The 22,295-nt window shown below is 60.4% G+C and carries 22 protein-coding genes; 12 read left to right on the top strand and 10 right to left on the bottom strand.

Annotated elements, in window-relative coordinates; genetic code table 11:
* The first annotated feature begins 24 nt into the window (after window positions 1–24).
* Both K0F88_RS09400 and K0F88_RS09395 read left to right on the top strand, forming a co-directional pair.
* The gene (locus tag K0F88_RS09400) at window positions 25–1,797 is read left to right on the top strand and encodes an arylsulfatase (RefSeq protein ID WP_219094895.1); all 1,773 of its coding nucleotides are present in this window, start codon (window positions 25–27) and stop codon (window positions 1,795–1,797) included.
* Window positions 1,798–2,352 carry a DUF2889 domain-containing protein gene (locus tag K0F88_RS09395; protein ID WP_219094894.1) on the top strand — a complete coding sequence of 185 codons (555 nt, stop codon included), beginning with the start codon at window positions 1,798–1,800 and terminating at the stop codon, window positions 2,350–2,352. It abuts the gene before it with no gap.
* Window positions 2,353–2,504: 152 nt separating this feature from the next.
* Here the strand turns inward: K0F88_RS09395 and K0F88_RS09390 are convergent, their stop codons facing one another.
* The 3 genes from K0F88_RS09390 to K0F88_RS09380 are packed head-to-tail and all read right to left on the bottom strand — an operon-like array spanning window position 2,505 to window position 5,656.
* Complete coding sequence (locus tag K0F88_RS09390) at window positions 2,505–3,626, bottom strand: CaiB/BaiF CoA-transferase family protein (RefSeq protein WP_219094893.1); 1,122 nt, start codon at window positions 3,624–3,626, stop codon at window positions 2,505–2,507.
* A 40-nt stretch (window positions 3,627–3,666) separates the two neighbouring features.
* Window positions 3,667–4,026, bottom strand: a complete 360-nt coding sequence (locus tag K0F88_RS09385; RefSeq protein ID WP_219094892.1) for a hypothetical protein — start codon at window positions 4,024–4,026, stop codon at window positions 3,667–3,669.
* The gene (locus K0F88_RS09380) at window positions 3,995–5,656 is read right to left on the bottom strand and encodes a GMC family oxidoreductase (RefSeq protein WP_219094891.1); all 1,662 of its coding nucleotides are present in this window, start codon (window positions 5,654–5,656) and stop codon (window positions 3,995–3,997) included. The genes K0F88_RS09385 and K0F88_RS09380 overlap by 32 nt, the downstream gene beginning before the upstream one ends.
* A 207-nt stretch (window positions 5,657–5,863) precedes the next feature.
* On the opposite strand from K0F88_RS09380, the gene K0F88_RS09375 reads away from it, so the two are divergent.
* The 5 genes from K0F88_RS09375 (at window position 5,864) to K0F88_RS09355 (ending at window position 14,140) form a co-directional block, all read left to right on the top strand.
* Window positions 5,864–6,913: an AraC family transcriptional regulator gene (locus K0F88_RS09375; RefSeq protein ID WP_219094890.1), complete on the top strand. Its 1,050-nt coding sequence runs from the start codon at window positions 5,864–5,866 to the stop codon at window positions 6,911–6,913.
* Window positions 6,914–7,240: 327 nt separating this feature from the next.
* Window positions 7,241–9,070 (top strand): DUF1302 domain-containing protein, encoded by a 1,830-nt coding sequence (locus K0F88_RS09370; RefSeq protein ID WP_219094889.1) that lies wholly within the window; start codon window positions 7,241–7,243, stop codon window positions 9,068–9,070.
* A 31-nt stretch (window positions 9,071–9,101) separates the two neighbouring features.
* The gene (locus K0F88_RS09365; protein WP_219094888.1) at window positions 9,102–10,466 is read left to right on the top strand and encodes a DUF1329 domain-containing protein; all 1,365 of its coding nucleotides are present in this window, start codon (window positions 9,102–9,104) and stop codon (window positions 10,464–10,466) included.
* 140 nt (window positions 10,467–10,606) lie between these two features.
* Window positions 10,607–11,683 carry a YCF48-related protein gene (locus K0F88_RS09360; RefSeq protein WP_219094887.1) on the top strand — a complete coding sequence of 359 codons (1,077 nt, stop codon included), beginning with the start codon at window positions 10,607–10,609 and terminating at the stop codon, window positions 11,681–11,683.
* Window positions 11,684–11,710: 27 nt separating this feature from the next.
* Window positions 11,711–14,140, top strand: a complete 2,430-nt coding sequence (locus K0F88_RS09355; protein ID WP_219094925.1) for an RND family transporter — start codon at window positions 11,711–11,713, stop codon at window positions 14,138–14,140.
* A gap of 12 nt (window positions 14,141–14,152) precedes the next feature.
* On the opposite strand, the gene K0F88_RS09350 is transcribed toward K0F88_RS09355, so the two are convergent.
* From K0F88_RS09350 to K0F88_RS09340, 3 genes are read right to left on the bottom strand one after another with little or no spacing between them, the layout of a single operon-like run.
* Window positions 14,153–14,692: an HD domain-containing protein gene (locus K0F88_RS09350; protein WP_094471823.1), complete on the bottom strand. Its 540-nt coding sequence runs from the start codon at window positions 14,690–14,692 to the stop codon at window positions 14,153–14,155.
* 11 nt (window positions 14,693–14,703) lie between these two features.
* Window positions 14,704–15,105 (bottom strand): hypothetical protein, encoded by a 402-nt coding sequence (locus tag K0F88_RS09345; RefSeq protein WP_094471824.1) that lies wholly within the window; start codon window positions 15,103–15,105, stop codon window positions 14,704–14,706.
* A 33-nt stretch (window positions 15,106–15,138) separates the two neighbouring features.
* Window positions 15,139–15,708 carry an Rrf2 family transcriptional regulator gene (locus K0F88_RS09340; RefSeq protein ID WP_094471825.1) on the bottom strand — a complete coding sequence of 190 codons (570 nt, stop codon included), beginning with the start codon at window positions 15,706–15,708 and terminating at the stop codon, window positions 15,139–15,141.
* 257 nt (window positions 15,709–15,965) lie between these two features.
* Between K0F88_RS09340 and K0F88_RS09335 the strand changes: the two genes are divergently transcribed.
* Window positions 15,966–17,171, top strand: a complete 1,206-nt coding sequence (locus tag K0F88_RS09335; RefSeq protein ID WP_094471826.1) for an NAD(P)/FAD-dependent oxidoreductase — start codon at window positions 15,966–15,968, stop codon at window positions 17,169–17,171.
* 78 nt (window positions 17,172–17,249) lie between these two features.
* Here the strand turns inward: K0F88_RS09335 and K0F88_RS09330 are convergent, their stop codons facing one another.
* The 3 genes from K0F88_RS09330 to K0F88_RS09320 all read right to left on the bottom strand — a co-directional run bounded on the left by K0F88_RS09330 (window position 17,250) and on the right by K0F88_RS09320 (window position 18,632).
* Window positions 17,250–17,684, bottom strand: a complete 435-nt coding sequence (locus K0F88_RS09330) for a nuclear transport factor 2 family protein (protein WP_094471827.1) — start codon at window positions 17,682–17,684, stop codon at window positions 17,250–17,252.
* A gap of 147 nt (window positions 17,685–17,831) precedes the next feature.
* Window positions 17,832–18,083, bottom strand: coding sequence for a glutaredoxin 3 (gene grxC, locus K0F88_RS09325; RefSeq protein WP_094471828.1), 252 nt, complete (start codon window positions 18,081–18,083; stop codon window positions 17,832–17,834).
* Window positions 18,084–18,113: 30 nt separating this feature from the next.
* Entirely contained in the window at window positions 18,114–18,632 is a 519-nt protein-coding gene (locus K0F88_RS09320) for a carboxymuconolactone decarboxylase family protein (RefSeq protein ID WP_094471829.1), read from the bottom strand.
* Between the two features lie 134 nt (window positions 18,633–18,766).
* Here K0F88_RS09320 and K0F88_RS09315 point away from each other — a divergent pair, with 134 nt between their 5' ends.
* The 3 genes from K0F88_RS09315 (at window position 18,767) to K0F88_RS09305 (ending at window position 21,680) form a co-directional block, all read left to right on the top strand.
* Window positions 18,767–19,597 carry an AraC family transcriptional regulator gene (locus K0F88_RS09315; RefSeq protein WP_094471830.1) on the top strand — a complete coding sequence of 277 codons (831 nt, stop codon included), beginning with the start codon at window positions 18,767–18,769 and terminating at the stop codon, window positions 19,595–19,597.
* A gap of 188 nt (window positions 19,598–19,785) precedes the next feature.
* Window positions 19,786–21,006 (top strand): helix-turn-helix domain-containing protein, encoded by a 1,221-nt coding sequence (locus tag K0F88_RS09310; protein ID WP_094471831.1) that lies wholly within the window; start codon window positions 19,786–19,788, stop codon window positions 21,004–21,006.
* Between the two features lie 35 nt (window positions 21,007–21,041).
* Complete coding sequence (locus K0F88_RS09305; RefSeq protein ID WP_219094886.1) at window positions 21,042–21,680, top strand: glutaminyl-peptide cyclotransferase; 639 nt, start codon at window positions 21,042–21,044, stop codon at window positions 21,678–21,680.
* Here the strand turns inward: K0F88_RS09305 and K0F88_RS09300 are convergent.
* On the bottom strand, window positions 21,677–21,946 hold the full coding sequence (locus K0F88_RS09300; protein ID WP_094471833.1) for a hypothetical protein: 270 nt from the start codon (window positions 21,944–21,946) through the stop codon (window positions 21,677–21,679). The two genes, K0F88_RS09305 and K0F88_RS09300, sit on opposite strands and share 4 nt — an antisense overlap.
* A gap of 77 nt (window positions 21,947–22,023) precedes the next feature.
* Between K0F88_RS09300 and K0F88_RS09295 the strand changes: the two genes are divergently transcribed.
* Window positions 22,024–22,236, top strand: coding sequence for a hypothetical protein (locus K0F88_RS09295; RefSeq protein ID WP_219094885.1), 213 nt, complete (start codon window positions 22,024–22,026; stop codon window positions 22,234–22,236).
* The last annotated feature ends 59 nt before the right edge of the window (window positions 22,237–22,295 follow it).

Below are 22,295 nucleotides of genomic sequence, written 5' to 3'. Positions count from 1 at the left end.
CCCACAAAATCAAGGAAACCATGAATGATTCGGTCGAAGCCGCTCGCCCTGGCCCTGTGTTGCCTGGCATTCGCGACCCAGAGTTTCGCATCGCCCAAACGCCCGAACATCGTGGTATTGGTCGCCGATGATTGGGGCTACAGCGACGTGGGTGCATTCGGGGGCGAGATCGCCACGCCCAACATCGACACCCTGGCCCGGGAAGGGGTGCGTTTCGCGGATTTTCACGTCACGGCCTCCTGTTCGCCCACGCGCTCGATGCTGTTGACCGGCATCGACAACCACCGCAACGGCGTCGGCAACATGCCGGAAACCATGCCTGATGAACACTTGGGCAAACCCGGTTACAGCGGCGTGCTCAACGACAATGCGATCACCGTGGCCAGCCTGCTCAGGGACGGCGGCTATCACACCTACATCACCGGCAAATGGCATTTGGGCAAGACCCCTGACACCTTGCCGGGCAACCGGGGTTTCGATCGTTCGTTCATCCAGGCCGACAGCGGTTCCGACAACTGGGAAGAACGCCCCTACGCACCGCTTTACGACAAGGCCGCCTGGTTCGAGAACGGCCAGCCGGCGCACCTGCCCAAGGACTATTACTCCTCGACCTTTATCGTCGACAAGGCCATGGATTACATCGCCGCGGATCGACAGGACGGCAAACCGTTCTTCGCGTATCTGGGCTTTCAGGCCAATCACGTTCCTGTCCAGGCGCCCAAGGACGTCATCGATAACTACCGAGGTCGCTATGACGAAGGCTGGACCGCCTTGCGCAAGGCTCGTCGCGACCGCGCCGCGGAGCTGGGGTTGATGCCCGCAAATGTCGGCATGCAGACGATGGCCAGCACGGCGGACTGGGAGGCCCTGAACGAGGAGGAAAAACGCTACGAAGCACGACGCATGGAAGTCTATGCCGGCATGGGCGAAACCATGGATCGGGAGATCGGCCGCCTGATCGCTTACCTCAAAGCCACCGGTGAGTACGACAACACTGTGTTTGTGTTCCTGTCCGATAACGGCAGTGAACCCACCGACCCCTACACGATTCCGGCGTTGCGCTTGTGGCTGGAAATCAACTACACCCGTCAACTTGATCGCCTGGGTAGCGAGGGCGCCTTCACCAGCATCGGTCCCAGTTGGGCCAGCGCGGCGGCCTCGCCCTTGAGCGGCTACAAGTTCTTTGCGGGTGAGGGCGGGTTGCGCACCCCGTTGATCGTTTCAGGGGTGCCCGGTATCCAGGCCAATCACATTTCCAGAACCTTTACCCACGTCACTGACATTGTCCCGACGCTGCTGGAGGTGGCCGGCATCAAACCCCACGGCGGCCATTACCAGGGCAAAGCCGTCGAACCGTTGATTGGCAGCAGTCTGGTACCGGTGCTGCAAGGCAGTGCCGAGCGCGTGCATCCCGAGGATCAGGCCATCGGTTATGAACTGTCCGGCAGTGCCGCGTTGTTCAAAGGCGATTACAAACTGGTGAAAAGCCTGAAGCCGGTGGGCAACGAGCAATGGCACCTCTACAACATCGCCACCGACCCCGGCGAAGTGATCGACTTGCAGCAGCAAATGCCGGAGCGCTTCCAGGGCATGCAGGCCGACTATGCGGAGTACGCCCGCGCCAACGGTGTGCTGCCGATGCCCGAGGGTTATGACTACATGCACCAGGGGCAGCTGTATGCCTTGAAGCACGTGGTCATGCCCAAGCTCAAGGCTGCCGCGCCGCCGGTCGTTGCGATCATCGTGTTGCTGGTGGGTGCGCTGGTGTGGCATCGCCGTCGCAAGAGGGTGGCTTGAATGATGATTGACGAGGTCGACGAGTGGGGGCGCCGGTTGATTCATCGGCGCAAGGTTGAATGCCTGGGCTATTTGCGTGCGGATGGCCTGTGGGATATCGAAGGGCGATTGAACGACAGCAAGACTCATCCCGTGACCCTGGCGGAAGGCCGGGTCGTGGCGGCGGGGCAGACCTATCATGGGATGCTGATTCGTCTGACTCTGGACGATGACTTTATTGTGCGAGAGGTGCATGTGGCCATGCCCGACGTTCCCACCAGCCAATGTCGCGGGGCAATGCCGGGCTATGAAAAATTGCTCGGTGAGCGGGTCGGACCGGGGTTCTCGCGCCGGATCAAAGAGTTGTTTGGCGGGATCGGTGGCTGCGTGCATTTGACCGAATTGCTGCTGCCGATGGCTACGACAGCGTTTCAAACCCTTCCCATGGCCCGCTCCCTGGTCGCGCCGCGCACGCCCGCCGACGTCGAAGCGTATCGCAACGCCAGGGGCCAGTTGCTCAACACCTGTCATGCCTTGCGCGAAGACAGTCCTGTGGCGGTGTTCCTGAAAGACTGAGGTGAGCGTGTGATGAGATCCCTGTGACAAGCCCGCTCGCCACAACAGCATGTTTGCTTCACATGCGTTGCACGACAAAAATCCCGTGGCGGTGAACGCGACCTGTAGCAGCTGCCGAAGGCTGCGTTCGGCTGCGCCAGCTGCTACAGAGATCAGATCAGTCGATGGATCTGCTCTTCACTCAAGCCTGCTTTGCGCAGAATACCTGTACTGTGTTCCCCTCGGGTCGGCACCTTGCCAACCGCCGAAGGCGTCGTTGAAAACCGTGGCGCCGGTGCGGCCTGCAACACGCCGTTCTGACGCGAATACACACCCCGTTCGGCCATATGCGGATGGTTCAGGGCTTCGGCCGGCGTCAATACCGGGGCGAAGCAGGCATCGGTGCCTTCCAGCAGATCAATCCAGTGCTGGCGTGGCTGGCTGGCAAACACGGCTTCCAGTCGCTTGCGCAATGGCCCCCACAAACGTGGATCGTAAGGACTCTTGAAGTCCGGGTCGTCCCCAAGTCCGAGCTTGCGGAACAGCAGCGCGTTGAACTGCGGTTCGAGGGCTTGCACGCTGACAAACAATCCATCGGCACACGTATAGGTCCGCGCCCAGTGCGCGCCATCGAGCAGCCCGCGACCGCGCTCCAGTGGCTGCTGACCGGCAGCGTGCGCCGACAGCAACAGGTTCATCAGGTTGGCGCTGCCATCGACAATCGCCGCATCCACCACCTGACCGACACCGTTGGTGCTGGCGTTGATGATCCCGGCCAGAATGCCCATCGCCAGGTACAGCGCACCACCACCCAGATCGCCCACCAACGTAGGAGGCGCCATCGGTGGCTGACCAGCCTCGCCACTGAACCACAAGGCGCCGGACAGCGCGATGTAGTTGAGATCGTGGCCGGCGGCCTGCGCCAACGGACCGTGTTGGCCCCAGCCGGTCATGCGCCCATAGACCAGCCGTGGGTTGCGCGCCAGGCACACTTGCGGGCCAAGGCCCAGGCGCTCCATGACGCCAGGTCGCATGCCTTCGATCAACGCGTCGGCGCCCTCGATCAGGCGCAACACCGCGTCAATGGCTTCGGGGTCCTTGAGGTCCAGGGCGATCGACTGTTTGCCACGGTTGACGATGGCGTGCTTGCCCAGATCGAGCATGTCGCCGCCCTTGGTGCTGGCGCGTTCGACCAGAATCACCTCGGCGCCCATGTCCGCCAACAACATGCCGCAAAACGGCCCCGGCCCGATACCGGCTATTTCTACGATACGAACGCCGTCCAATACGCCCATGTGCGTACTCCTTTGGATGAATTTAGAAGTGTGGGGGAGGTTACCGACGGAGAAACAGCGCGGTCATCACGGCATGAAACACCACGGCGGGCCACAGCAATAACCCGCCGCCAACCAGCACGCCGACGTACGCCAGGTACAACGCAATCGCCCCGTTGTAGAACAGCATCGAGCGCAACGCGGCCGGGTTGGCCGCTTTGGGCCAGCACGCGATGCCGAGGGCAATCAGTGCAATGCCGAAACAGCGGGCGACCAAGTCGGTCGCGTCGGTCGCGGTCATCCCCAGCAACAAGTTGCAGACAAGGCCCGGCGTGAGCAGCAGCGCGGCGCCGGTCGCCAGTTCGACAACCGCAGAAACCACAAGAAGCTTATGCGGGGTAAGGGCGGGTACTGGATTCATGATCGTCCTTTGAGGAAAGAGAGGCGCTGGCTGCGCGGTCCTGACGGATGAATTCGGCGGCTTGTTCGCCGATCATTACCGTGGCGGCGGTGGTGCTACAGCCAATGATAGTCGGCATGATCGAGGCATCGACCACACGCAGGCCTTCCAGCCCGTGCACCTTCAAGCGTGCATCCACGACAGCCATGGCATCGCTGCCCATTTTGCAAGTCCCCACCGGGTGATAGAGGGTGTCGGACCGGTTGCGCAGGACGCTTTCGACTTCGGCGTCGGTGAACATCGGCTGATCAATGACATCTCTTGGGTCGAATGCCTTGAAGGCTGGAGTCGCCATCACCTTCTGGATGATGCGATAGCCTTTGATCAACGTCTTGATGTCGTCCGGGTGGGTCAGAAAGGCCGGATCGATCAGTGGCGGCACCATGGGATCCGCGCTGGCCAGGCTGAGTTGTCCGACGCTTTTCGGGTGCAGCAGGCAAGCATGAATGCTCAGGCCATGACCGCGATAAAGCGTGCGACCGTGGTCGGCGAACATGGCGATGGTCAGGGCCAGTTCGATGTCCGCCTGACGCAACTCAGGAGAGGTCTGGACGAAGGCGCAGGCCTCGGCGAAGTTGGTGGTCAGCGGACCGCTGCGTCGCCGCCAGTAACGGATCGCCGCTTTGGCGATGTCCCAGGCTCCCGCCAGTGACAGGCCGATCAGGTGACGGGATTTCACACGGTATGAATGCACGTAATCGATATGATCCACCAGGTTCTGGCCTACACCCGGCAGTTCATGGACCACTGGGATGTCGAACTTCAGCAGCTCGCCAATCGGCCCCACGCCAGACAACAGCAGCAGATGCGGCGAATTGAAAGCCCCGGAACTCAGAATCAACTCGTGACGCGCGTGCAAGGTGCGCTTGACGCCGTTCTGGATAAACTCGACGCCTACTGCGCGCTTGCCGTCGAACAAGAGACGAGTGGCGTGGGCGTGGGTTTTGATGTGCAGATTCGTGCGGTGGCGGTTTGGCGTCAGGTAGGCCTTGGCCGCGCTGCAACGCTGTCCGTCCTTTTGCATGACCTGCACGCGACCGAAACCTTCCATGCTCGCGCCATTCTGGTCGGGGCAGGCCGGGTAACCCGCCTGCAGGCCGGCCTCGACAAAGGTTTCGCCAAAGGGATTGGGCGTAGAGTGGAAGCGCACATTCAGCGGGCCGTTCTGGCCGTGCAGTTCGTCTTTGAAGTGTTCGTTGTGCTCGGCGCGCTTGAAGAACGGCAGCACCTCCTGAAAGCTCCAGCCAGGATTGCCCAGGGCGGCCCAGCGGTCGAAGTCTTGCGGGTGACCACGGTGATAGGCCATGGCGTTGATCGAAGAACTGCCGCCCAGGGTCTTGCCCCGTGGCTGATAACCGATGCGGCCGTTCAAGCCGGTCTGCGGCACGGTCTGGTATTGCCAGTTGTTGATCGAGGTTGGCACCATCGCCGCGACACCGGCCGGCATGTGCACCAGCGGATGAGTGTCGGGGCCGCCGGCTTCCAGCAGGCAGACTGAACTGTCCGGATCTTCCGACAAGCGACTGGCGACGACGCAGCCGGCAGCACCCGCGCCCACCACGATGTAATCGAAATGCGTGTTCTCGTTCATGCGTTATTCTCTTTGTTCGATGCACAACTCAACGCATTGTGTGCAGAACGCCGGGTCGACACTGGTCAATAGAATGAATTCAACGGTCACTGGGACAGGTGACTATCGCGCCAAGCATTGGGACATCACGCAGAAGCGCTATGCAGGTGATTGACCGATACAGATCCGAGGGCGAGTATCGATGCTCGCATCCCAGCAGGCAGGCCCATGTCAGGTTCGAAAATGGATACGCCCGGTACCGAAGTTCCGTTGCATGAAGACGCGCTGCAACCCTCCACCATCGGCAGCTATACCGTGGCCATTGCGCGGGCGCTGGACGCCAGTGGTATCGACAGCAAACGGATTTTCACCGCCACGGGCATCCCGCTGAACCTGTCCACCGATCCGATGACCCGCTTGCCGGCTACCACCATGACGCGCCTGTATCGCGCCTGCGTCGATGTGACCAACAACCCGTATTTTGGCCTGACCGTGGCCAAGCATATCCACCTCACCCACTTGCATGCCCTGGGTTATTCCTTGGCTGCCAGCGGGTCCCTGATGGATTTCTGCCGACGCCTGGAGCGCTATTTCCGGTTGGTGTCCCAGGTTGCAAAGGCCAACGTCAGCCAGACCGACGAACACGTCTTGCTGCGCTTCGACCACTTGGTCGAGCTCTGCGGCGAGACGGAAGATGCGTTCTTCGCCTTTCTGATCCGGGTGATGCGCTTGCTCTACAAGCAAGAGTTCAAGCCCGTGCGCGTGGAAATGCGCCGTCCGATGCCGCATGAGGGCTCAGCTCCATATGAAGCGTTGTTCCGTGCGCCGGTGTTATTCAGGCAGGCCTCCAGCTTGCTGGTGTTCGACAAGACAGACCTGCTGCAAGTGCTGACCGGGTCCTGTCCAGAATTGGCTCAAGTCAATGACAACATCGTGATCGGCTATCTGGCGCGCCTGGACAAGCATGATGTGATCACCGGGGTCACCCAGAAAATCATCGAGTTCCTGCCCAACGGCGACTGCACGCGAGACAAGGTCGCCAGCGCGTTGTGCATGAGCCCGACCAAATTGCAGCTCAAACTTTCCCAGCGTGGCACTCATTTCCAGCAACTGCTCGATGACACCCGCAAGGAACTGGCGTGCAGCTATCTGAGCCAGGCATCGCGCCCGGTGACTGAAATTACCTTCCTGCTTGGCTTCAGTGACACCAGCAACTTCACCCGCGCCTTCAAACGCTGGACCGGGTTGTCGCCGACGGATTATCGCCAGCAACCCTGAAACATCCTTCCTGCACAAAAACCTCAAGCCAATAACAATCCCCTGTGGGAGCGAGCCTGCTCGCGATGGCGGACGGTCAGTCAATGCAAGCGTTGACTGTGCCGCCGCCATCGCGCGCAGGCTCGCTCCCACAGGTTTTGCCCTTTGACTGATCGGAAAGTTGCGCTGACCGATGATTTGGCCCAATTGACCGGCACCCCCCCGACCGCTCGCGATACAACAGTCTCGACCGATCCGGCCTGCGTTCCATAGAGCAGAACGCACCACCGGAACCGGCATTTTCTTGAATGACTTTTCGTGAAACCACAGAGAAGGCGAGCACGCTAGATGAATAACAACAATAAGATCTGCCCAACCAATCTGCGACGCGGGCTTCTGGCCTCGGCGGTTCTCGCCGGGTTGGGAATGACGCCAGTGCAGGCATTCGAATTCGACACGGGGAACGAGGACGTGTCGGTGCGTTTCGACAATACCTTCAAGTTCAACTACGCCCAGCGGGTCGAAGCGCCGAATACCAAGCTTGCCAACTCGTGGAACAACAACGACGGCGATCGCAATTTTTCGTCCGGCAGCCCTGTTGCCCAGCGCCTCGACATCCTCTCGGAACTGGATGTGGTGTACAAAAAACAGATGGGTTTTCGGGTCAGTGCCAACAGCTGGTACGACCATGCGTATGACGATATCGGCAGTTTCAACCCCTCGACCAATCAGCTGAATGACGGCAAACCCGATTCGCGTCACCAGAGCGGTTATGCCGACCGTTACTACAACGGTCCTTCGGCGGAAATCCTCGACGCGTTCGTGTTCGGCAGCACCGAGATCGGTGACGAATCACTGCTGAGCGGCAAGGCCGGCAAGCACACCCTCTATTGGGGCGAAAGCGTGTTGGCTTTTGCCCATGGCAACAGTTATGGCCAGTCGGGTCTGGATTTGTCCAAGGCCCTTGCCGTCCCGGGCACTGAAGCCAAAGAGCTGTTCATTCCGCGAAACCAGTTGTCCACCAGCCTCACTGTCAACCAGGAGTTGACCTTGGCCGCACAGTATTTCCTCGACTGGGACGCGGCGCGGTTGCCAGAGTCAGGCACGTACCTGGGCTTCAACGACGGGATCCAGAGCGGCGGCCACAACCTGTCGCTGATCGGCGGCGCCAACCCGCTCTACGGGACCCCGGGACCGGTCGGCGCAAACCAGTTTCTGCGCCTCACCAACGGTCACACGTTCACCCCGAGCAACAGTGGCGACTTCGGCCTGATGGCCAAGTGGAGCCCGGCGTGGCTGGACGGAACCATGGGTTTGTACTACCGCAAAACCTCGGACATCCTGCCCAACCTGGTGTTGCAACCGACCGCAATCGGCATCCCCCAGTTGATCTCGGGCAATGCCGGCAGCTACAACCAGTTTTACGTAGATGACATCGACATCTATGGCTTCAGCCTGTCGAAAAGCATTGAGGGTGTGAGTGTCGGTTTCGACCTCAACTATCGCCACAACATGCCGCTGTCCAGCGTGCCGGCCACCGTCAACCCGACGCTGGGCGCAGCAGGTCGCCCGGGGTTCATCAGCAGCTTTGATGGTGACAACGGCGTAGCTCGCGGCAATACCGTGCATGCGGTTTTAAACGGCCTGACGACCTTTGGCGATACGCCGTTCTGGGATTCCTCTTCATTGCTGGTTGAGCTCGGCTACAGCCGCTGGCTGGACGTGACCGAGAACAAGCAACTGTTCAAGGGCGAAGACTGGTACCACGGTGTCGACAAGGTGTCCAAGGACAACTACATCCTCGGCATGAACTTCAACCCGACCTGGTATCAGGTGTTCCCCGGCATCGATATGTTCATGCCGGTCAGCTACAACGTCGGCCTCGCGGGCCAGTCCGCCGTGCAACTGGGCGGCAACAAAGGCACCGGCAGTTATTCGGTCGGCGTCGGCATGGACGTGCGCAGCCAATACCGTTTCGACCTCAAGTACGTCGACAACTTTGGCGACTTCGACACCTGCGGTTCTGCCGGCAATGCCGGTACGCACGGCGACGGGGCGGCTCCGGGTGCCAATGGTCAATACAACTGCGTTCCCGGTCAGACCACTGCGTTTGCCGGTACCGTGGCCCAGCTCAAGGATCGCGGCATGGTCACTTTCACTTTCAAAACCACCCTCTGATCTTCGAGATGTGCGCTAACAGGAGACACCCATGAATTTCATCAAATCAGTATTGGCCACCGCACTGGCACTGGCCGTCGCAGGGTCCGCCCATGCGGCCGTCAGCGCCGACCAGGCGGCGAAACTTGGTAACAGCCTGACGCCGGTAGGGGCCGATAAAGCCGCCAACGCCGATGGCAGCATTCCGGCTTATACCGGCGGACTGACGACGATTCCAGCCGATTTCAAAACCGGCGACTCGTTCCGCCCGGATCCGTTCGCGGCTGAAAAGCCACGCCTGGTGATCACCGCTCAGAACCTCGCCGAGCAAAAAGACAAATTGACCGCGACGGCCCAGGCGTTGCTCAGCCGTTATCCGACCTATCGCCTCGACGTGTACCCGACCCATCGCAGCGTTGCACTGCCAAAAGGGGTGTTAGACAACACCGCCAAAAATGCCGTGACCGCCAAGACCACCGACGGTGGCTTGAGCCTGGAAAACGTGTTGCCGGGGGTGCCGTTTCCGATCCCGGCCGATGGTAACGAAGCGATGTGGAACCACTTGTTGCGTTATCAAGGTGTGGCCATGACCAACAAGTACGACTCCTGGAACGTTGACTCCTCCGGCGCGGCGTCCTTGAGTTCCACCGGTAACTTCTTTATTGAATACCCGTTGTACTCGCCGGTACGCCCGGTCGGTCCAGTGTCGGCCGATGAAGTGTTCTACAAGATCAAACTGGCGTACTCCGGCCCGGCTCGCCGTGCTGGTGAAGCGCTGTTGCTCATGGATTCGGTCAACCCGCTGACCCAGCCGCGTCGCGCCTGGCAATACTTGCCGGGGCAACGTCGGGTGAAACTGGCGCCGGACCTGGCCTACGACACACCAAACCCGGGCACCGTCGGCGCCGCGACTTACGACGACGCTTTCCTGTTCAACGGTGCGATGGACCGTTACGACTTCAAACTGGTCGGCAAGAAAGAACTCTACGTCCCATACAACACCTACAAGTTGAGCTACCACAAGGACGCGGCCGATGTGATGAAGGCCAATCACGTCAACCCCGACCTGCTGCGTTGGGAGCTGCACCGCGTGTGGGTGGTCGAAGCCACGCTCAAACCGGGCAAGCGCCACATCTACAGCAAGCGCACGTTCTACCTCGACGAAGACAGCTGGATCGCATTGGCCTCCGATGAGTATGACGCCCGTGGCCAGCTCTACCGTGGCGGTTTCTCGCACCTGACTTACAGCTATGACGTGCAGGCCCCGGACACCATCAACCACATGCTCTATGACCTGATTTCCGGCGCCTACAACGTCAACGGTTTCTACGGCCCTTACGGTGGCCTGAAGTACATCGATCCGCTGTCCAAGGCGCAATGGTCCGCCGAGTCGCTGGCCGGCACCGGCATCCGTTAAACCCTGCAATCCCCCATGGGGGAGCGAGCCTGCTCGCGATAGCGGTCTGACAGTCGACCTCTGCGTTGAATGTACTGGCCTCATCGCGAGCAGGCTCGCTCCCACAAAGGGATCTGTGGTGTGCACCTGAGATAATAATAATGACGATGATCAAGTGGTTTTTGCTTGCTGCGCTGTCCGCTGCCCTGGCCGTGCCATTTACCCGACCGGTGATCGCTGGCGAGTTTGCCGGTGTGCTCGATACGCCTGCACTGCATAGCGATCTGGCCGCGCAGTCGACGTTGACCGGGTTGACCCTGGTCGGCGAGCGACTGGTTGCTGTAGGCCAGCGTGGGCACATTCTCTATTCCGATGACGCCGGCCAACACTGGCAACAGGCGCAGGTGCCGGTCAGTTCAGACCTGGTGGCCGTGCACTTTCCGAGCCCGAGCCAGGGCTGGGCGGTTGGGCACGATGGCGTGGTCCTGCACAGCGTCGACGCCGGTCAGACCTGGAGCCGGCAACTGGACGGGGCTCAGGTCGGGCCGATTCTGCTTGATTACTACCAGCATCAACTGGCCAGCCAACCCGACAACGCAGACCTGCAAGCTCGGGTCAGCGAGGCTCAACGCATGGTCGAGGAGGGCGCCGACAAACCTTTCCTTGATGTCTGGTTCGAAAGCGAACAGGTCGGCTACATCGTTGGCGCCTTCAACCTGATTTTCCGCACCGACGATGGCGGTCGCCGCTGGACACCGTTGCTCGAACACACCGACAACCCCAGTGCCCTGAATCTCTACGCCCTGCGCCCGGTGGGTGCCGATTTGTTCGTGGTTGGCGAACAAGGCCTGGTGATGAAGCTGGACCGCGCGAGTGGCCGCTTCAACGCGACCCCTACGCCGTACAACGGCAGCTTTTTCGGCATCACCGGCAAACCGGGAGCCACGCTGGTCTTCGGTCTGCGTGGCAATGTCTTTCGCAGCACTGACAGTGGGGCGAGCTGGAGCAAAATCGACCTCGGTCTGCCTCTGAGCATTACCGCCAGCAGCGTCAATGCCGATGGCCGGATTGTGCTGGTCAGCCAGGCCGGCCACGTGCTGGTCAGTGTCGATGACGGCGCAAGCTTCCAGAGCAAACCGAACACCTCGCTGGCCCCGGTGGCCGCCGCGCAAGTGGCCACCGGCGGCACGCTGGTGCTCGCAGGCACCCGTGGCCTGCGGCAGTTACCCCTTGAATAAGCTCGGCATTACAAAGAGAACACCATGATGGGTCACTACGAACTTGAAACAATGCCGGTTATCCGCGAGCTCAAGGGCTTCGACGCCCGCTCCGGTAACGCTCTGGAGCGGCTGATTTTCAACAACCGCCTGTGGGTGGTGCTGGCCTGCCTGATGGTGACGGTTGCACTGAGCTTTTTCGCCATGACCCGGCTGACGCTCAATGCCAGCTTCGAAAAAATGATCCCGCAGAGCCAGCCTTTCATCAAAAACTACCTGGAAAACCGCCAAGCCTTGCGCGGTCTGGGTAACGCAGTACGGGTGGTGGTGGAAAGCAGTAACGGCGACATTTTCGACCCGCACTATCTGGACGCCTTGAAGGAGATCAACGACGAATTGTTCGTGACCCCGGGTGTCGATCGTGCGTGGATGAAATCGCTGTGGACGCCGGCGGTGCGCTGGACTGAAGTCACTGAGCAAGGCTTCCAGGGCGGCCCGGTGATGCCCGACTCCTATGATGGTTCGGCCCAGAGCGTTCAGCAGTTGCGGCAGAACATTGCCCGTTCGGGCATCGTCGGCAGTTTGATCGGCAACAACTTCAAATCGAGCATGATCTTCGTGCCGCTGCTGGAGAAAGATCCAGTCACCGGGCAGGGCATCGACTACCACCAATTTTCGAAAACCCTCGAAGAAAAGCTGCGCAACAAATACGAGTTTGAAGGGGGTGCTCGCGTTGTGGGTGAGGAGGGCAAAGGCCCGATCAAAATCCGCGTCATCGGTTTCGCCAAACTGGTCGGCGACCTGATCGATGGCTTGATGCAAGTGATGCTGTATTTCGGCGCCGCCGCGCTGATTGCCACGGCCATCATTTTCTACTTCACCCGTTGTGTGCGCAGTACGGCACTGGTGATCCTCTGTTCCGTGATTGCAGTGGTCTGGCAATTGGGCCTGGTCGCACTGTTTGGTTTTGCGCTGGACCCGTTCTCGATTCTGGTGCCGTTTCTGGTGTTCGCCATCGGTGTGTCCCACGGCGCGCAGAAGATGAACGGGATCATGCAGGACGTTGGTCGCGGCACTCATCAATTGGTCGCTGCACGTTATACCTTCCGCCGTCTGTTCCTGGCGGGGCTGACGGCATTGCTGGCCGATGCCGTGGGCTTTGCCGTGTTGATGCTGATCGATATCCCGGTGATTCAGGACCTGGCGATCACCGCCAGCATCGGAGTCGCGGTGCTGATCTTCACCAACCTGGTGTTGCTGCCGGTGTTGCTGTCGTATTGGGGCGTGAGCCGCAAGGCGGCCGAGCGCAGCCTACGGGCAGAGAACAAGGAACTGCGCGGCAAAGGCATGGGGGCGCTCTGGAGTTTCCTCGATAAGTTCACCGAACGTCGCTGGGCCACCGTTGCCGTCGTTATCTCAGGTTTGTTGGCGGTGGGCGGGATGGTCGTCAGCCATCATCTGAAGATCGGCGACCTCGATCCCGGCGCCCCGGAACTGCGTTCCGATTCGCGCTACAACCGTGACAACGCTTACATCACGGCCAACTATTCGCTGTCCAGCGACCAGTTCGCGATCATGCTCAAGACCCCCAGCGAAGGCTGCTTGAAATACGAAACCCTGGTGGAAGCCGATCGTCTGGCCTGGCTGTTGCAGCAGCAACCAGGGGTGCAAACCACGGTGTCGCTGGTCAATGCAGTGCGCCAGATCACGGCGGGTTCCTATGAAGGCAACCCGAAAATGCTGACCATCGCGCGCAATCAGGACGTGCTCAACTACGGCGCGCAGCAGGCGTCGGTCAGCAGCCCGGATCTGTTCAACAATGATTGCTCGATGATGCCGATCGTGGCGTATCTGTCGGATCACAAGGCCGAAACCCTCGACCGCGTGGTGCAAGTGGCCGAAACGTTTGCTCGTGAACACAGCAACGGCGAGCGTCAGTTCATGCTCGCCGCCGGCAGCGCCGGGATTGAAGCGGCGACCAACATCGTTGTACGCGACGCCAACCGTACGATGCTGTTGTACGTATACGGCGCGGTAATTGTGCTGTGCTTCATCACCTTCCGCAGTTGGCGCGCGGTGGTGGTGGCGGTGGTGCCGTTGATGCTGACGTCCACACTTTGCGAGGCCTTGATGGTCTGGCTCGGCATGGGCGTCAAAGTCGCCACGTTGCCGGTGATCGCCCTCGGCGTGGGGATTGGCGTGGATTACGCGTTGTACCTGTTGAGCGTACAACTGGCGCAGCAACGTGCCGGTTTGTCGCTGACCGAGGCCTACCGCAACGCCGTGGCGTTCACCGGGAAAGTGGTGGCGTTGGTCGGGATTACCCTCGCCGCCGGTGTCATCACCTGGGCCTGGTCGCCGATCAAGTTCCAGGCGGACATGGGCATCCTGCTGACGTTCATGTTCATCTGGAACATGGTCGGGGCGTTGGTGCTGATCCCGGCGTTGTCGCACTTTCTGTTGCGCAAGGTGCGATAGGCAACACCTGCATCACCAGCGAAACATTGGCAGCGGCTTGAGTGGCGAACGCAGAAACTGCCGTGCGGTTTGCCGGAGCAGCATCCCGTGAAAGCCATGATTGGGCAGCGCCGCCTTCACCGTTTTGATGTAGGCCCGTGGCAGGCCGAACGTCATCAGGCCGAGCGAAACATCAATGATATCGGCGCGCCGGAAGGGCTCGACGCTGAGCGCATGATCGGCAGCGTAGGACCGCACTTTGTGGTGTTCCAGGATCAGCGCCGTCACTTCGCCGTTCAAGTGCGAGCGTTGCCGCTTGGCGAGGTAGTCGCTGGCCAGGCGCACCGAGGGTTCCAGGTAATCAATGGTTTGATCGGTCCAGATGCCCAGGTCGTGAAACGCCCCGGCGATCTGCACGGCTTCGGAGGGCAGGCCTTCAATGCCGCTGATCGCGCGATAGAAGTTCAGCACCCGGTAAATGTGATTGCGATAACCCGACAAATCGCTACCGATCGCCAGTGCGTAGGACGTCAGTATTTCGTCGGTAACGGGGAATTCGAGAAGGGGATTCATCGGTTCGGACCTCAGGCGTCGCGCAACAGGTCATTGGCGTTGAGGATCTCGAAGGCGATCTCCGGGCGTTTCTCCAGGCTGCGGCGAATCGCGGCCGGGATCGACTGGCGGGTCTTGCGGCACAAACCCGGCAACTCGCCGAGGGTGATGCCGATGCCGCGCATGGTACGTACTTCGTTGAAGCTGGGGATGATGTCCACGCGGATGCCCAGTTGTGCGTACATGCGGTTTTGCAAGCGTTCGAGGTCAGCCAGGCTTTGCAAATTTTCCAGACGATCGAGCAGACGCTTTTCTTCCTGTCGGGTCAGAAACAGGATGCGCACGTCCGCGCCCGGTGTTTCCAGCAATGAGTCTCGCCCGCAGATGCAGGCGCCGGGCGGGCAGGGTGAGCGAATCGGAGCAGAGGTCGTCATGGGCTTTAATCATAGAGCGCCCCAAGCGAATCGTCAGTCGGAAATATCGGTCACCGGGATGATCTGTTCGCCATCGGGCTGAGTGCCGGTCACGGTTTTCCTTTCCCGACGATCATTGATCCAGTTGTCCACCTGGGTGCCGAACTCGGCCGGGGCTTTTCGCCCGACCCTGCGGGCGAGGTCGAGAATGGTCTGCTGGGCAAGGGCGTCTTCCATGCGTTGCTGCGCGGTCATCATGACGGCGTGAACCGAGCAATGACCTTCCACGGCCCACGTCGGCGGGGAACCCTCAAACAGCGCGCAACGCCCACGGATATCCCGGCAATCGAAGATGAGCTTCTGGCCATCAATGGCGTTGACGATGTCCAGCACGCTGATTTCGTCCGCCGGCCGCGCGAGTTTGAACCCGCCGCGCACGCCCTCGGTCGCGACCACCAGTTTGGCCTTGGCCAGCTTGGTGAAGATTTTCGCCAGGTAGTCCAGTGGCACACCTTGCAGCTCAGCGAGGTCGCGCACGCTTGCCTCCCGGCTGTCGCCGTAATCGCCCACCAGAAAAAGCAGGCAGTGAATGCCGTACTCAACGCCCGCGCTGTAGAGAGACATGGTTATCTCCGACTGAATGAGTCGCCAATATTATCAGCCGATGGTCGGGGGTGCAACGAAGCATCGGCATGGCGTTGATCGACTATCTATGCTGTTCTGCTTATAGATAGAAGCTTGTGCCTGGATTGTCGAGGTATCTGTATTTGTGATGATAACCATCGATAGAAGGTCATTGCGCCTTATAACTCGGATCACTATAGTCGCCGTTGTCAACTCGGCGACGAGTTCAGTCTTTGGTCTTCTTTGGAGTTAAAACAATGAAACAGCACATTCTGGTCATCGGCGCAGGTTTCGGTGGCATGTGGACGGCATTGAGCGCCACGCGCCTGTTGGACATCCATGATCACAACCACGTAGAAGTCACAGTACTGGCGCCTCAGGCCGAGCTGCGGGTGCGTCCGCGCTTCTACGAACCGAATGCTCATCAACTGGCGGCACCCCTCGGCGACCTGTTCGATGCTGTCGGTGTGAAGTTCATCAAGGGCGCCGCTGAAACCATCGACGTGCAGCAAAAAAGCGTCGGCTACACCGATGCGTCGGGTGCCAGACAAGTGTGCAGCTACGACAAACTCGTTCTGGCCACCGGCAGCGGTCTTGCGCTGCCGAACACTCCGGGCGTGGCCCAACACGCCTTTGACGTGGACCAGATCGAACAAGCGGTACGCCTGGAAAACCATCTGAAATCCCTGGTCAACCTGCCGCAAAGCAAAGCGCGCAACACCGTCGTGGTGGCCGGCGGCGGCTTTACCGGGATTGAAACGGCGACTGAAATGCCGGCGCGTCTGCGGGCCATCCTCGGCGAGGACGCTGACATTGAAGTGATCATCGTCGATCGCGGTGAAAAAGTCGGGGCGTCCATGGGCAGCGAAATCAGCCAGTCGATCGCCGAAGCCAGCACTGAGCTGGGCGTGAAATGGCGCTTGAAGTCGTCGGTCGTTGCCGTCGATGAAAACGGTGTGACCCTGGCCGATGGCCAACGCATCGACGCCAAGACCGTGGTCTGGACCACCGGTGTGCGGGCCAGCTCGCTGACCGAGCAGATCCCGGCTGAACGCGATCACCTCGGTCGCCTGCACGTTGATGCGCATCTGAAAGTCATCGGCCAGGACGATATTTTCGCCACCGGCGATGTGGCTTACGCCGCCACGGATGACATCGGCAACTACGCTCTGATGACCTGCCAACACGCGATCTCGCTGGGGCGCCATGCCGGCAACAACGTCGCTGCGCAAATCCTGGGCGTGGACCCGAAGGCGTACAGTCAGCCCAAGTACGTCACCTGTCTGGATCTGGGTGCGTGGGGCGCGGTTTACACCGAGGGCTGGGATCGCCAGGTCAAACTGGTCAAACAGGAAGGCAAGTCGCTCAAGACCCAGATCAACACGGTGTGGATCTACCCGCCGGCCGCTGACCGCGCAACAGCGCTGGCGGCTGCGGATCCGATGATTCCGGTTGTGGCCTAAGAGATTGGCAGTGCTGTTTCGATAAGACTGCCTGCATAAAAAATCCCGCTCAAGTCACCTTGAGCGGGATTTTTTTATTCAGATGCGGAAGGCTTGCCGGCCGACCAACAGCCATTTTCCGGACTTCTTTTGCCAGATCTGGAAGTTTTCGATTTCCGTCGGGACCACCTCGGTGCCCTTGATCGCCTGTGCCGAAAAATGATGGCGAACCAGCGCTACATCACCCGAGACGGTGATGGTCTGGTTCTGCATTTCCAGGGTTTTGAAAGCGCTCTTGCCCGTTTCGATATCAGCGATGAAGTCTTTCTTGTCCTGGACCTTGCCGCTGGAGTGGCCGTAGGTCAGGTTTTCAGCGGTGAGCGCTTTCAGTTCGGGGATGTTCTTGTTCAGCATGGCTTGCGTCAGATGGTCCACCGCCAGCGCCACATCCTTCTCGCCCGGAGCAGGAGCTGCTGCCGCCACGTAGCCACTGAAGAGGCACAGAAAACCAATCAGCACTTTCACTTTTTTCATGGGTAGTTCCTTGTTGTTATGAATGACTCGTCGGTCATCGTACAACCTGGCAGAAATTAAATGAATAGTGGCAAAACGACGAGGCAAGACTTCTGTGGGCTGATAGAAGTCTTGCCGGGTAAAGGGAAGGGGGTTTGGACTACAGCTTCAGGCCAGCATCGACAACAGGGCACCTTGACGGTCCAGTTTGGCCAGGTCGTCGAAGCCTCCGACATGGGTGTCACCGATGAATATCTGCGGCACGCTGCGACGACCGCTGCGGGTGAGCATTTCCTGGAATTTTCCGGGGTCCGATTGAACATTGATTTCCCGGGTGGCGATGCCTTTGCTGGCCAGCAGCGCCTTGGCATTGCGGCAATAAGGGCAGGTGTCGGTGGTGTAAAGCGTCACAGTGTTCATGGGGTGTACTCCTCGGGTCAGACATCCGCCTCAAGCATCGATGGCAGGGAAGTCGATGTCAGTCAGGGCCAGGTTGTTGAGGTAGTTGGTCAGGGTCTGCGAGGCAATGTGGGCGACCACCTCGATGATCTTGGCGTCGGTGATGCCGGCTGAACGCGCCGCTGCAATCTGTTCGTTGCTCAGGTGGCCGCGACTTTCGGTGATTTGCTGGGCCAGCGTGGCAAACGCATTGAGTTGACCGTGTCGAGCACTGACGATGTCTTGTGCGGACAGCCCGGCCTTGCCGGCAAACAGGGTGTGGGCCGCCAGGCAATAGTCGCAACCATTGACCTGCGAGGTGGCGAGGAAGATGGCTTCTTTTTCAGGGGCGCTCAGGGATGTTTTGCCCAAGGCCACCGACTGTTGCAGATAGGCCGACAGCACGGCGGGGGCATGGGCCAGCGTCTTGAAGACGTTGGGCAAGAAGCCGATTTTTTTCTGCACGCCTTCCAGCAGCGGGCGAGTGGTGTCGGTGGCGTGTTCAAGGTTCAGGGGGGCGATGCGGCTCATGGTGAGACTCCGTCGATTCAGGCGCGGTATGCGCTGGGTACGGGGTCCATGCTAGGGATGAATGCTGGCCTTGAGGGTGCAAATCGTCGAGGATATGCGACAGATCGTCCAGATTTGTCCCGGGGAGTCGTTCCATGGATCGCTTGTCCACTTTGCTCACGCATTTCGGTGTCAGTGCCGGAACCTTCCACAGTGGCGAATTTTGCGGCGTCACGGCGTTTGATGGCGAGCAGGCCACCGGGCACCTGCATTTGCTTCAGGCCGGCGAACTGACGCTCAAGTTGGCGGATGAGCGCGTCCTGCAACTCAATGAGCCGACGTTGATTTTTTTTCCGCGTCCTTATCGTCACCGGTTGTTCGCCAGCGAAGCGTCAGGCACTCAGTTGGTGTGCGCGTCTCTGGAATTTGACGGTGGGGCGGGCAATGCCCTGGCGGCCGCGCTGCCTGAGTACCTGGTGCTCAAACTCGACAGCATCCCGACCCTGGCCGGCACGCTGGACTGGCTGTTCAGCGAGGCGTTCGGCGGCATTTGTGGACGCGAAGCGATGATGGATCGGCTGTTCGAACTGCTGGTGATTCAGTTGTTGCGGCACATCCTCACCAGCCGTGACCAGACGCCCGGGATGATGGCCGGTCTCGCCGACCCGCGTCTGGCAAGACCCTTGAGCCTGATGCACGATGCGCCCGGCAAGGCCTGGACCGTAGCCGAACTGTCGGCGGCGGCCAACATGTCTCGGGCCAGTTTCGCCGACTACTTTCGCTCGGTGGTGGGGCAGACGCCGGTCGACTATCTGGTGAGCTGGCGGATCAGCCTGGCGCAGAAACGCTTGCGTGAAGGCAAGTCCATCGCGCTGATCGCCGATGAAGTCGGCTACGAAAGCCCTTCGGCGCTGGCCCGGGCGTTCCGGCGCAAAACCGGCAGCAGCCCGCGCGAGTGGGTGCAAGAGGCAAAACGCCCGCGGTGACCCTCAGGCCGGTTAAACACAATCCCTGTGGGAGCGAGCTTGCTCGCGATGGCGGTGGATCAGTCGCCATCGATGTTGGATGTGCCGGCCAATTCGCGAGCAAGCTCGCTCCCACAGGTTTCGTGGGCGTGAGATAGACTCATCTACGGGCACCGAACCGTGGGAGTGACACCTGTGGCGCAATCCAAATGGACTCACTGATCACCGCCGCAGCGCACGCACTTGCGGCGGGCGATCCCCTCGGTGCGCTGAACCGGGTTGCCTTGCGCGACGATGCCCCTTCGCTGGCGCTTCGCGGCATCGCCATGGCGCAGTTGGGCGATCTGGTCCGGGCCAAGGCATTGGTGCGCAGCGCCGCGCGCGCCTTTGGTCCGAAAGCGCCTGTGGCCCGGGCGCGGTGCGTGGTCGCCGAGGCCGAAATCGCCCTGGCTTCACGGGATCTCGGCTGGCCGGTGAAGGCGCTCGAAGCGGCGCGAGTGACCTTGCAGGCGCATGGCGATGGCGCGAATGCGGCCCATGCGCGGTATTTGCAGGTTCGACGTTTGTTGTTGATCGGGTCCCTCGATGAGGTCGAAGCGCTGCTCGCCGAGCTCGACCCCGCACCGCTGCCGCCGGCATTGCGCGTCGTTCATGAATTAGTGGTGGCCGGGATCGCCGTGCGGCGACTCGAAACAAGAAGGGCACGGTCTGCGCTCGAAAGGGCCGAGCGCGCGGCCTCAGACGCCGGTATTCCCGCGCTCACCGCCGAGGTTGAACACGCCGCTCAAGTCCTCGACACGCCCGCCGCGCGATTGATTGCCCGGGGTGAAGAACGCCCCCTGCGGCTGGATGAGGTGGAGGCATTGCTGAGTTCACCGTCACTGGTAGTCGACGCGTGCCGATACGGCGTGCGCGGCGCAGGGATGTCAGTGTCCCTGGCCAAACGCCCGGTGTTGTTCACCCTTGTGCGGGCGTTGGCCGAAGCCTGGCCCGAGGATGTGGCGCGGGAAACACTGATCACCCAGGCCTTTCGACTGAAGTTCACCGATGAGTCCCATCGCGCCAGACTGCGCGTCGAAATCGGTCGGCTTCGCACAGCGCTGAAGCCTCTGGCCGGTGTCAGTGCGACGAAGCGTGGGTTTGCGCTGAAACCACAGAGTGCTGACGACGTTGTGGTGCTGGCGTGGCCCGTCGAAGAGCCGCAGGCGGCGCTGCTCGCGTTCCTGGCCGACGGCGAGTCGTGGTCGAGTTCGGCGCTCGCCCTGGCGCTGAAGGCCAGTCAGCGCACGGTGCAACGGGCACTCGATTCGCTGGCAACCGCCGGCAAAGTGCAGTCGTTTGGTCGCGGGCGCGCCCGGCGCTGGATGACGCCGCCGCTGCCGGGATTCGCGACGACTTTGTTACTCACAGCTTGGGTGCCGGGTGACTAGGATCCATCCCACCACCCAATGAAGAGGATGCAACCATGAAGCAATCATCTGCCGAGATCATCCGCGAATACGGACCCTTTCCGGGCGTCGACACCGTGCATGGCGTTTCTTATGACGGTGAGCACGTCTGGTTCGCCTCCGGAGAAAAACTCAATGCACTCGACCCGGCAAGCGGTAAGACACCTCGTTCCATCGATGTCGCCGCGCATGCGGGAACAGCCTTTGACGGCCGCCACCTGTTCCAGATCGCCGAGGATCGCATTCAGAAGATCGATCCTTCGAATGGCCGTGTACTTGGCACCATTGCGGCGCCCGGCGGCGGTGGTGACTCAGGGCTGGCCTGGGCTGAAGGCACGCTTTGGGTGGGCCAGTATCGCGAACGCAAGATCCATCAAATCGACCCTGATACCGGCAAGATTCTTCGCACGATCGAGTCTAACCGTTTCGTCACCGGGGTGACTTGGGTTGAAGGGGCGCTGTGGCACGGCACCTGGGAAGAAGAGGAAAGTGAATTGCGGCGAGTAGATCCGAACACCGGGGAGGTGCTGCAAAGTGTCACGCTGCCAGCCGGTGTCGGCGTATCGGGGCTTGAATCCGATGGCGCGGACCGGTTTTTCTGTGGCGGTGGCAATAGCGGGAAGGTGAGGGCCGTTCGTCGGCCCGCCTCATCCTAAAACGTGAACTGACGCGAAGACCGGGGCGCGCTCTGGGCCAATTCGATCTCCAGCAGGTGTTCAACCAACACGTCATTGAGGAACCGGAACTGATCGTTGAGCCCGACCACTTCATTGTTGAAGTGGTTTGCGGCAGCCGGTATCAGCAATGCCTCGAAGTTTTTGTCGAACACCAGTGACAGCTCTTTGCGAGAGACGAATGGCTGCGAATAGAAGTTGTTGCCGAACACCGGGAAGCTTACGGAAAGGCTGATGGCGTGGATCATGATCTGCGCTCCTCGGCGAGGACGATGTAGGAAAAGACAGTCAGCGTAATGGCCGTCAGGGCCAGGCAGGTCAGCAGATGGATCAACATGATTTTCCCCTCCGGTGTGGGCTTTTCCCTTGGGATGGGTCGATCCTGCGCCTGGCGGTTTTTTTGCGGAAGGCAATCGTCGCGATGGTGAGTATCGATGTCGTTGATGGCGGATTTTTTGGTGTTCTGGAGGGCCTCATCGCGGGCAAGCCCGCTCCCACAATGTTCTTTGGTGAAACACAGATGTTGAAACGACGCTAATCCCTGTGGGAGCGGGCTTGTCCGCGATGAGGCCCTTAAAGTCGCTACCAATCCCAAGC

This window comes from Pseudomonas sp. UMAB-40 (genome assembly GCF_900095275.1).
GTDB lineage: Bacteria > Pseudomonadota > Gammaproteobacteria > Pseudomonadales > Pseudomonadaceae > Aquipseudomonas > Aquipseudomonas mandelii_B.
This window is presented reverse-complemented; position numbering and strand designations above follow the sequence as displayed.